This is a genomic window from Mesorhizobium sp. M7A.F.Ca.CA.002.09.1.1, from assembly GCF_003998555.1.
Classification (GTDB): domain Bacteria; phylum Pseudomonadota; class Alphaproteobacteria; order Rhizobiales; family Rhizobiaceae; genus Mesorhizobium; species Mesorhizobium ciceri.
Map to the genome: position 1 here is coordinate 1 of NZ_RZRR01000176.1, position 7,832 is coordinate 7,832.

The following is a 7,832-nucleotide window of genomic DNA, read 5'->3' on the forward strand; positions in this document are numbered from 1 at the left end:
CATCGTGCCGGACAATGCACTGGCGCGCCGCTTTCGCGATGCCGCCGGCCGGCTCAACCAGCAGGTCGCGGCGATTGCCGATACGGTGCTGCTGATGGTGGCGGGGCTGCCGCTCAAGGTGAAATGATATGACCGATATCGACGATAAGGACGAAGAGCGCCACCGCGCCAAGATGGCCAAGCGCAAGGCGGTGCAGGATGCCGAGGTGGCGAGCAAGACGGTCGAGAAGGGATTGCTCATCGTCAACACCGGCCCGGGCAAAGGCAAGACCACGGCCGCCTTCGGGCTGGCGCTGCGGATGCTCGGCTACGGCAAGCGCGTCGGTGTCGTCCAGTTCATCAAGGGCAAGTGGCACACCGGCGAGAAAGACGCCTTCGCCGCCTTCGGCGACCGTGTCGTGTGGCACGCGATGGGCGAGGGGTTCACCTGGGAAACCCAGGATCTGAAGCGCGACATCGCTGCCGCCGAAGCCGCCTGGGCCAAGGTGCTCGAACTGATGGCCGATCCGTCGATCAGCCTGCTGGTGCTCGACGAATTGAACATTGCGCTGCGCTACGACTATCTCGATCTCGACAGAGTGGTTGGCGCGCTAAAAGCGCGGCGCGAGGGCCTGCATGTCGTTGTCACCGGCCGCAACGCCAAGCCGGCGCTGGTCGAGGCCGCAGACCTCGTCACCGAAATGAGCGTGACCAAGCATCATTTTTCCGCCGGCGTGAAAGCGCAGCAGGGGATCGAGTTCTGAGTGTTCCTCAACCTCCCCAGACGGGGGAGGGTGAGGTTAGGTCACAACGATGACAACGACCGAAACCAACCCGAACAGAGCGATCAGCAGATAGTCGGCGACGCGATAGAGTTTCAGCGCCTGCCTGATGTCGAGGCTGTCGGCTTCACGCCGCCCACCTTCGCCCATGAAGACGTCGTCGACCAGCACGCCGCCATAGAAGCGCGGGCCGGCGAGCGCCAGGCCGAGCGCACCGGCCATCGCCGCTTCCGGCCAGCCGGCATTGGGCGAGCGGTGTTTTTTCGCGTCGCGCCGCACCGCATGCCAGGCTTTTTTCGCATCAGCGCCTTTGACGAAGAACGCCGCCAGCACGATCAGAAGCGCCGTCAGCCGCGACGCCGGCAGGTTGATCCAATCGTCAAAGCGCGCCGCCGCCCAGCCGAACGCCTCGTGGCGCGGGGTGCGGTGGCCGATCATCGAATCGGCGGTGTTGGCGGCCTTGTAGGCGGCGCCGCCGGCCAGGCCGCCGACGCCGGTCCAGAAGGCAGGGGCGACGATGCCGTCGGAAAAATTCTCGGCCAGGCTCTCGATCGCCGCGCGGCAGACACCGGCCCGGTCGAGCGTTTCAGGGTCGCGACCGACGATCCGCGAAACGGCAAGGCGGGCCAAGGCGATGCCGCCGGTGTCGAGGGCGTCAGCCACCGCCTCGACATGCTCATAGAGGCTCTTCTGCGACAGAAGCGACGTTGCCAGAAGGGCCGTGATGACGAGGCCCATGGGAACGAACCAGAACAGGATCTGCACGCCCAGGCCAATTATCGCCGGCACCAGCACGATGACCAGCAGCGCCTGGACACCGCGCTTGCGACGCAGCGCGTCGGGATCAGTGGCGCGGTTGAGCCTGCGGTCGAGAAAGGATATCAGCCTGCCGAACCACGTCACCGGATGGCCGATGGCGCGAAACAGCCAGTCGGGGTAACCGAGGGCGAATTCGACGACCAATGACAGGAAAGCGATCAGGACTGACATGAAGCTTCTTAATGGGGCGGTTGTGGACCATGGTGGAAGTCTTGGCCGCGCGAGGGTGCTTTTCCCCAACGCCCTGCTGCCTTTCGTCGACCTCTCGACCGGTATCAATCCGCACTCCTACCCGCTTTTCGACCTGCCCGCCACCTCGCTGTCGCGGTTGCCGGAAGCCGCGCGCACACGCGACCTGACAGAGATCGCGGCCAGTACTTACGGCGCGCCGTCGCCAGCCAACGTCGTGGCGGCGCCGGGCACGCAGATCCTGTTGCCGCGCGTTGCGTCGCTCATTTCGCCCGGCAAGGCGTTGGTGCTGGGTCCGACCTACGCCGAACATGCCCGCGCTGCCGCGATCGCCGGGCACCAGGTGGCGGAGGTCGATAATTTCGAAGCGTTGGCGGACGCCGACCTCGTCATCATCGTCAATCCGAACAATCCGGATGGACGTGTCATAGAGCGCGGCCGGTTGCTGGCTCTGGCCGCCGGATTGCGCGCCAAGGGCGGACTGCTGGTCGTCGACGAGGCGTTCATGGATGTCGGCCCGCGTCAGCACAGCGTCGCGGGCGATGTCGGTCGGGGCGGCCTCGTCGTGCTGCGCTCGTTCGGCAAGTTCTTTGGCCTGGCCGGGCTGCGGCTCGGCTTTGCACTTTCCGATACTGCGACGGTCGACCGGCTGGATACGCAGTTCGGACCATGGGCCGTCGCCGGCCCGGCGCTGGAATATGGCATCCGCGCGCTTGCCGACATCGGGTGGCAGGACGTGATGCGGGCGTCGTTGGCCGGTGAATCGGCGCGTCTCGATGCGCTTTTCAGCCGCTTCGGCGTTCCTGTTGCGGGCGGAACCACACTGTATCGTTTCCTCAGTCTGACCAATGCCGCCGATTTGTTTGCAGCGCTCGGCGAGCGCGGCATCCTGCTTCGCCATTTTGCCGACCGGCCTGACGTTCTGCGCGCCGGCCTGCCGGGCAGTGAGGAGGAATGGCAGCGGCTCGAATCCGCACTTGCCGAGTGGGCGTCGCGGCGCAAGCATCAATCGAAGGGTTCAAAACGATGATCCATGTCTGCTCGCTTGCAAAGATCGAGGAAACGGTGGCCAGGACCGGCGCCGACCGCATGCTTTCGCTGCTCGCCGCCGGAACGGAGGTGGTGCGGCCGGCCTCGATCTCGAGGGAAAACCACCTGCATCTGGTCATGCACGACATCGCGGTGGCGCAGGACGGCATGACCATGCCGGGCGAAGACCATGTCCGCAATCTGCTCGATTTCGCGCGCCGGTGGGACCGGGCAAGGCCGATGCTCGTGCATTGCTATGCCGGCATCAGCCGCTCGACGGCTTCGGCCTATATCATCGCGGCAGCACTGGCGCCGAAGCGTGACGAGGCCGAATTGGCGCGGACGCTGCGGGCGCTGTCGCCTTCGGCAACGCCCAATCCGCGACTGATCGCCGTGGCCGATGCGTTGCTTGAGCGCAACGGCCGCATGGTCGAGGCGATCGAATCGATCGGGCGCGGCGCGGACGCCTTTGAAGGCACGCCCTTTGCGCTGAGGATCGACAGCTAGCTTTGCCCCCATATCGTTGTTCGTCTGATCCGCCTCCTCCATCGCCTCGTTTGTTCAAGAGGATCTGGAATAGCGATGACAGCGCTTGCCACTGGTTTGGAGGCTACGTCAACCACTCCGCGAGCTTCGCCTTGCGCACATCTTGCAGCAGGCTGATGAAGCCGTCGGCCTGATATTCTGCCGTCAGCCGGCCCTTCTCCGCCGTCGCGATGCTGGCGTCGCCGACGACGCCGTTCGGGTTGAGATCGCTGGCGATCCAGGCGAAGGCGTGGGTGCCGGTGTGGCGCAGCAGCGAAAATTCCTTTTCGGCCTTGGCGACATTGGAAACGAAATTGTCTGATTTGCCCATGTCCACGAGGTCCGGCCGGAAATGCAGCATCAGCGAGGTCTCGACATCGCCGCCATGGATGCCGTGACGGTCCTCCAGTTCGGTATACATGCCGGCCGGACGGCCAAAACGCTGCCAGCTGGTCTTCACCGCCAGCATCTTTTCGCGCACGCGCAATTCGCGCGTGACGACGCCCATGATCTCCTCGTTGCCGCCATGCGAATTGACCACGATCAGCTTGCGCACACCGGCGCGCGCGATCGACAGGCCAAGCTCGGTCCAGGCTTCGATCAGCGTGGTTGCCGGCAGAGTGAGGGTGCCCGGCGCATGCAGGTGTTCGTTGGATTTGCCCACGGCCTGCACCGGCAGGATGCGGATGTCGAGATCGTCGGGCAGGCGCGAAATGACCGTGTCGAGCATGCCGTTCATGATCGACGTGTCGGTCGAAACAGGCAGATGCGGCCCATGCTGCTCGATCGCCGCCACTGGCAGCACGGCGATGGTCGCCTCGGGATCGATCGAGGCGTATTCGGTGGTCCGGTAGTCGCCCCACCACACGCGTCTTTTGGGTACGGTCATGTCATGCCTCTTCAATGGTCAGGCAGACCTAGCGCGGGACGGGCGGCCTGTCGATCACCCCGCCGCGATGGCCTCGATTTCGACCTTGAATTCGGGCCGGGCAAAGCCGGAAACAATCATCAATGTCGACGCTGGCGCGGGGCTCGAAAACAGCCGGTCGCGGACGTCCATATAGGGCCGCAGATGCGCGCGGTCGGTGACATAGGCGTTGATGCGCACGATATCCCTGAGACCCAGGCCGGCTTCGCCGAGAATCGCCGCGATGTTTTGAAAGCAGAGTTCGGCCTGCGCTCCGGCGTCTTCGGGAATCAGGTCGTCGGCGGTGATGGCGACCTGGCCCGAGCACAGCACAAGCCGCTTGCCGGCCGGCACCTCGACGCCGTGACTGTAGCGGGCAAAGGGCGGCTTGATGGACTTCGGGGTGAGGAATTTGAACATGGCAATCTCCTGGATGCCGCCACCTAAAGCCGGACTCATTACACCTTCAAGATGGCGGTGCATGTTGCCCGGGCGATTGTGGACAGCCGTTCAAAAAATAGGCACGATGCCTTCCGTACAGCATGACCCGTTCGCGCTTGGCATGGCAACGTCTTTCAAGCGGGCGGTCCCGGCGCCAGACGCCGGTGGCATGTGTCTTGCTTCTTGAATCTTTGGTGTCGAGCCTGGCGCGTGGCGCGCCGGAGCAAACAGAGGGTGGTGTCGATGTACGGAAAACAGAAGATCTCGGTGGCGGTTGTGGCCCTGCTTGCAGCCAGCACGCTGGGTGCGGCTGCGAATGAGAAAGTCACCTTCGGCACCAACTGGTTGGCCGAGCCGGAACATGGCGGATATTACCAGTCCGTGGCGGACGGCACCTACGCCGCCTGCGGCCTCGACGTCACCATCATGCAGGGCGGTCCGCAAGTCAGCGGCCGGCCGATGCTGCTGGCCGGCAAGATCGATTTCTACATGGGCGGCAATCTGCTGTCGGCCTTCGATGCGGTCCAGCAAGGCATACCGATGCGCGTGGTGGCGGCGGATTTCCAGAAGGACCCGCAGGTCATCATGTCCCACCCCGGCGAGGGGCTCGACAAATGGGAGGACCTGAAGAACGCCGACCAGTACATATTGGGCGACGAGGGCGTGCAGACCTTCTTCCAGTGGATGGTCATCGAACTCGGCTTCGACGCCTCCAAACGCGCGCCCTACACCTACAACACCGCTCCCTTCCTCGCCAACAAGAAGTCGATCCAGCAGGGCTACGTCACCTCAGAGCCGTTCGCGGTCCAGAAGGAAGGCGGCTTCGTGCCGAACCAGTTCCTGCTCGCCGACTATGGCTGGGACACATATTCGACGACGATCGAAGTGATGCAGGACACGATCGACAAGAAGCCGGAGGTGGTCCAGTGCTTCGTCGATGGCTCGGCCAAGGGCTGGTACAAATATCTCTACGGCGACAACAAAGCCGCCAACGACATGATCAAGAAAGACAATCCCGACATGAGCGACGAGCAGATCGCGTTCTCGATCGAGCAGATGAAGAAGTTCGGCCTGGCCGATTCCGGCGACACCGAAAAGCTCGGCATCGGCGCCATGACCGACGCGCGGATCAAGAGTTTCTACGACAAGATGGTAAAGGCTAAGGTCACGCCAGCCGGCATCGACATCAAGAAGGCCTACACGCTGACCTTCATCAACAAAGGCGTCGGGCTCGAGCTGAAGAAATAGGCCGCCCCGGAATGATAAGGGAAAAAGTGGCGCAAGCGCCGGCTGCGTCGGGTGCGGCCCCGACGCTCCTGGCGCTGAAGGGCGTCGGCAAGGTGTTCTCCAACGGCGTGACGGCGCTCAGCGACGTCGACCTGACCATCCGGGAAGGCGATTTCGTCAGCCTGCTCGGGCCGTCGGGTTGCGGCAAGTCGACGGCGCTGCGGCTGATCGCCGGCCTGTCGACGCCAACTTCCGGCGTGCTCGATTGGCGCGGTGGCGGCTCGCTCGACCGCTCGAACATCGGCTTCGTCTTCCAGGAGCCGACGCTGCTGCCTTGGGCCAATGTTTTCGACAATGTCTGGCTACCGCTTCGGCTGAAAGGCATTTCGCACGCCAAGGCGACACCGGCGGTAACGGAGATGTTGGCGCGGGTTCACCTGACCGGCTTCGAAAACGCGGTGCCGCGCGAACTGTCAGGCGGCATGAAGATGCGCGTATCCATAGCGCGCGCCATGGTGACCAAACCGCGCGTGCTGCTGATGGACGAACCGTTCGCGGCACTCGACGAGATCACCCGCTTCAAGCTCAACAACGATCTCCTGGAACTGTGGCAGGACGAACGGTTCACCGTCGTCTTCGTCACCCACAGTGTCTTCGAAAGCGTGTTCCTGTCCAACCGCGTCGTCGTCATGGCGGCGCGGCCGGGCAGGGTGTTCGACGAACTCGCCATCGAGGCCTCCTATCCGCGCGACGAGGCGTTTCGCACCTCGCCAGACTATGCGGCACTGTGCCGTCAGGCTTCCGACGTGCTGGTCAAGGCCATCAACTCAACAGCAGGCGCGCATTATGACGGCCATTGACGAGCGCGTGCTCGAACTCGACCCCGAGGAAGCACGCCGCGTGCGCCAGGCGCGGTTCGAACGGATCGGCCGCTGGGTGCTGCCGCTGGCGATCATGATCCTGGCGATCTGGCTGTGGGATCGCATCTGCGTGTGGAACGAGATCCCGCAATACATCCTGCCGCGTCCCGGCGTGGTGCTGTGGACGCTCTACAACGATGCCGGCCTGCTGTTTTCCTCGCTGCTGGTCACCTTGCGCATCACCTTTCTCAGCTTGGCTCTGGCGGTCATAGGCGGGGTCGGGCTGGCGGTGCTGTTCGCGCAGTCGAAATGGGTCGAGATGTCGTTCTTCCCCTTCGCCATCGTGCTGCAGGTGACGCCGATCGTGGCGATCTTTCCGCTGATCAACATCTATGTGAACGACCAGACGACCAAGCTTCTGCTGTGCGCCTGGATCGTCGCCTTCTTTCCGATCCTGTCCAACACCACGCTTGGCCTCAACTCCGTCGACCGCAATCTGCGCGATATGTTCAAGCTCAACGGCGCGACGCGCTGGCAGCAATTGCGCTATCTCAGGCTGCCGGCGGCGATGCCCTATTTCCTCGGCGGGTTGAAGATCGCCGGCGGCCTGTCGCTGATCGGCGCCGTGGTGGCCGAGTTCGTTGCCGGTACCACCGGCCAGTCGTCCGGCCTTGCCTCGCGCATCATCGAGGCCGGCTACCGGCTCAACGCGCCGCGGCTGTTCGCGGCGCTGTTCCTGATCTCGCTGACCGGCATTTTGATCTTCCTCGTGCTGTCGCTGATATCGCATCTCATCTTGCGGCGCTGGCATGAAAGCGCGCTGAAGCAGGAGCGCTAGGCCTTGATTCCCAACACTGGTTCATACCGGCTTACCAACGTCAGGCTTCACGCGTCCCTGACACCGGGGCTCGCTGCTGTCCCCGATAGCGATGGCTTCGCGCTTGCCGACGTCACTGTCGCCGACGGCAAGATTTCCAACATCGCCGCGCATGGCCGATTGAAAGCGTCTGCCGACGCCGTCGATCTCGGCGGTCGCATCGTGCTGCCGTGCTTCGTCGACTGCCACACGCATAT

At 63.7% G+C, this 7,832-nt stretch carries 10 protein-coding genes and 1 pseudogene; 8 read left to right on the plus strand and 3 right to left on the minus strand.

Going from position 1 to position 7,832, the window contains the following annotated elements; all coding sequences use genetic code 11:
* Both EN994_RS10475 and cobO read left to right on the plus strand, forming a co-directional pair.
* Window positions 1–127 (plus strand): bifunctional adenosylcobinamide kinase/adenosylcobinamide-phosphate guanylyltransferase (locus EN994_RS10475; RefSeq protein ID WP_206530394.1); only part of this gene is annotated, 127 nt, incomplete at its 5' end.
* Window position 128: 1 nt separating this feature from the next.
* Window positions 129–743, plus strand: a complete 615-nt coding sequence (gene cobO / locus EN994_RS10480; protein ID WP_063168228.1) for a cob(I)yrinic acid a,c-diamide adenosyltransferase — start codon at window positions 129–131, stop codon at window positions 741–743.
* Between the two features lie 36 nt (window positions 744–779).
* Here cobO and cbiB read toward each other — a convergent pair whose 3' ends face one another.
* Window positions 780–1,751, minus strand: coding sequence for an adenosylcobinamide-phosphate synthase CbiB (cbiB, locus tag EN994_RS10485; RefSeq protein WP_063168227.1), 972 nt, complete (start codon window positions 1,749–1,751; stop codon window positions 780–782).
* On the opposite strand from cbiB, the gene cobD reads away from it, so the two are divergent.
* A complete protein-coding gene (gene cobD / locus EN994_RS10490) occupies window positions 1,750–2,799 on the plus strand; it encodes a threonine-phosphate decarboxylase CobD (protein WP_127307521.1) in 1,050 nt (349 codons plus the stop codon). The two genes, cbiB and cobD, sit on opposite strands and share 2 nt — an antisense overlap.
* On the plus strand, window positions 2,796–3,305 hold the full coding sequence (locus EN994_RS10495; protein WP_063168226.1) for a tyrosine phosphatase family protein: 510 nt from the start codon (window positions 2,796–2,798) through the stop codon (window positions 3,303–3,305). The genes cobD and EN994_RS10495 overlap by 4 nt, the downstream gene beginning before the upstream one ends.
* A 103-nt stretch (window positions 3,306–3,408) precedes the next feature.
* Here the strand turns inward: EN994_RS10495 and EN994_RS10500 are convergent, their stop codons facing one another.
* Complete coding sequence (locus tag EN994_RS10500; protein WP_127307522.1) at window positions 3,409–4,212, minus strand: creatininase family protein; 804 nt, start codon at window positions 4,210–4,212, stop codon at window positions 3,409–3,411.
* Between the two features lie 54 nt (window positions 4,213–4,266).
* Entirely contained in the window at window positions 4,267–4,650 is a 384-nt protein-coding gene (locus EN994_RS10505; RefSeq protein WP_024501344.1) for a RidA family protein, read from the minus strand.
* A 264-nt stretch (window positions 4,651–4,914) separates the two neighbouring features.
* Here EN994_RS10505 and EN994_RS10510 point away from each other — a divergent pair, with 264 nt between their 5' ends.
* The 4 genes and pseudogenes from EN994_RS10510 to EN994_RS10525 form a co-directional block, all read left to right on the plus strand.
* Window positions 4,915–5,919 (plus strand): ABC transporter substrate-binding protein, encoded by a 1,005-nt coding sequence (locus tag EN994_RS10510; protein WP_013531126.1) that lies wholly within the window; start codon window positions 4,915–4,917, stop codon window positions 5,917–5,919.
* A gap of 11 nt (window positions 5,920–5,930) precedes the next feature.
* Window positions 5,931–6,758, plus strand: a complete 828-nt coding sequence (locus tag EN994_RS10515) for an ABC transporter ATP-binding protein (protein WP_063168224.1) — start codon at window positions 5,931–5,933, stop codon at window positions 6,756–6,758.
* The gene (locus EN994_RS10520) at window positions 6,745–7,596 is read left to right on the plus strand and encodes an ABC transporter permease (RefSeq protein ID WP_063168223.1); all 852 of its coding nucleotides are present in this window, start codon (window positions 6,745–6,747) and stop codon (window positions 7,594–7,596) included. The genes EN994_RS10515 and EN994_RS10520 overlap by 14 nt, the downstream gene beginning before the upstream one ends.
* 3 nt (window positions 7,597–7,599) lie before the next feature.
* A pseudogene (locus EN994_RS10525) lies at window positions 7,600–7,832 on the plus strand (cytosine deaminase); the annotation flags it as partial.

Excerpts from the sequence above, each read along its gene's own strand:
- EN994_RS10510 (WP_013531126.1), top strand. The coding sequence starts at position 4,915 with ATGTACGGAAAACAGAAGATCTCGGTGGCGGTTGTGGCCCTGCTTGCA.
- cbiB (WP_063168227.1), bottom strand. The coding sequence starts at position 1,751 with ATGTCAGTCCTGATCGCTTTCCTGTCATTGGTCGTCGAATTCGCCCTC.
- cobD (WP_127307521.1), top strand. The coding sequence starts at position 1,750 with ATGAAGCTTCTTAATGGGGCGGTTGTGGACCATGGTGGAAGTCTTGGC.
- EN994_RS10505 (WP_024501344.1), bottom strand. The coding sequence starts at position 4,650 with ATGTTCAAATTCCTCACCCCGAAGTCCATCAAGCCGCCCTTTGCCCGC.
- EN994_RS10520 (WP_063168223.1), top strand. The coding sequence starts at position 6,745 with ATGACGGCCATTGACGAGCGCGTGCTCGAACTCGACCCCGAGGAAGCA.
- EN994_RS10495 (WP_063168226.1), top strand. The coding sequence starts at position 2,796 with ATGATCCATGTCTGCTCGCTTGCAAAGATCGAGGAAACGGTGGCCAGG.
- EN994_RS10515 (WP_063168224.1), top strand. The coding sequence starts at position 5,931 with ATGATAAGGGAAAAAGTGGCGCAAGCGCCGGCTGCGTCGGGTGCGGCC.
- EN994_RS10500 (WP_127307522.1), bottom strand. The coding sequence starts at position 4,212 with ATGACCGTACCCAAAAGACGCGTGTGGTGGGGCGACTACCGGACCACC.
- cobO (WP_063168228.1), top strand. The coding sequence starts at position 129 with ATGACCGATATCGACGATAAGGACGAAGAGCGCCACCGCGCCAAGATG.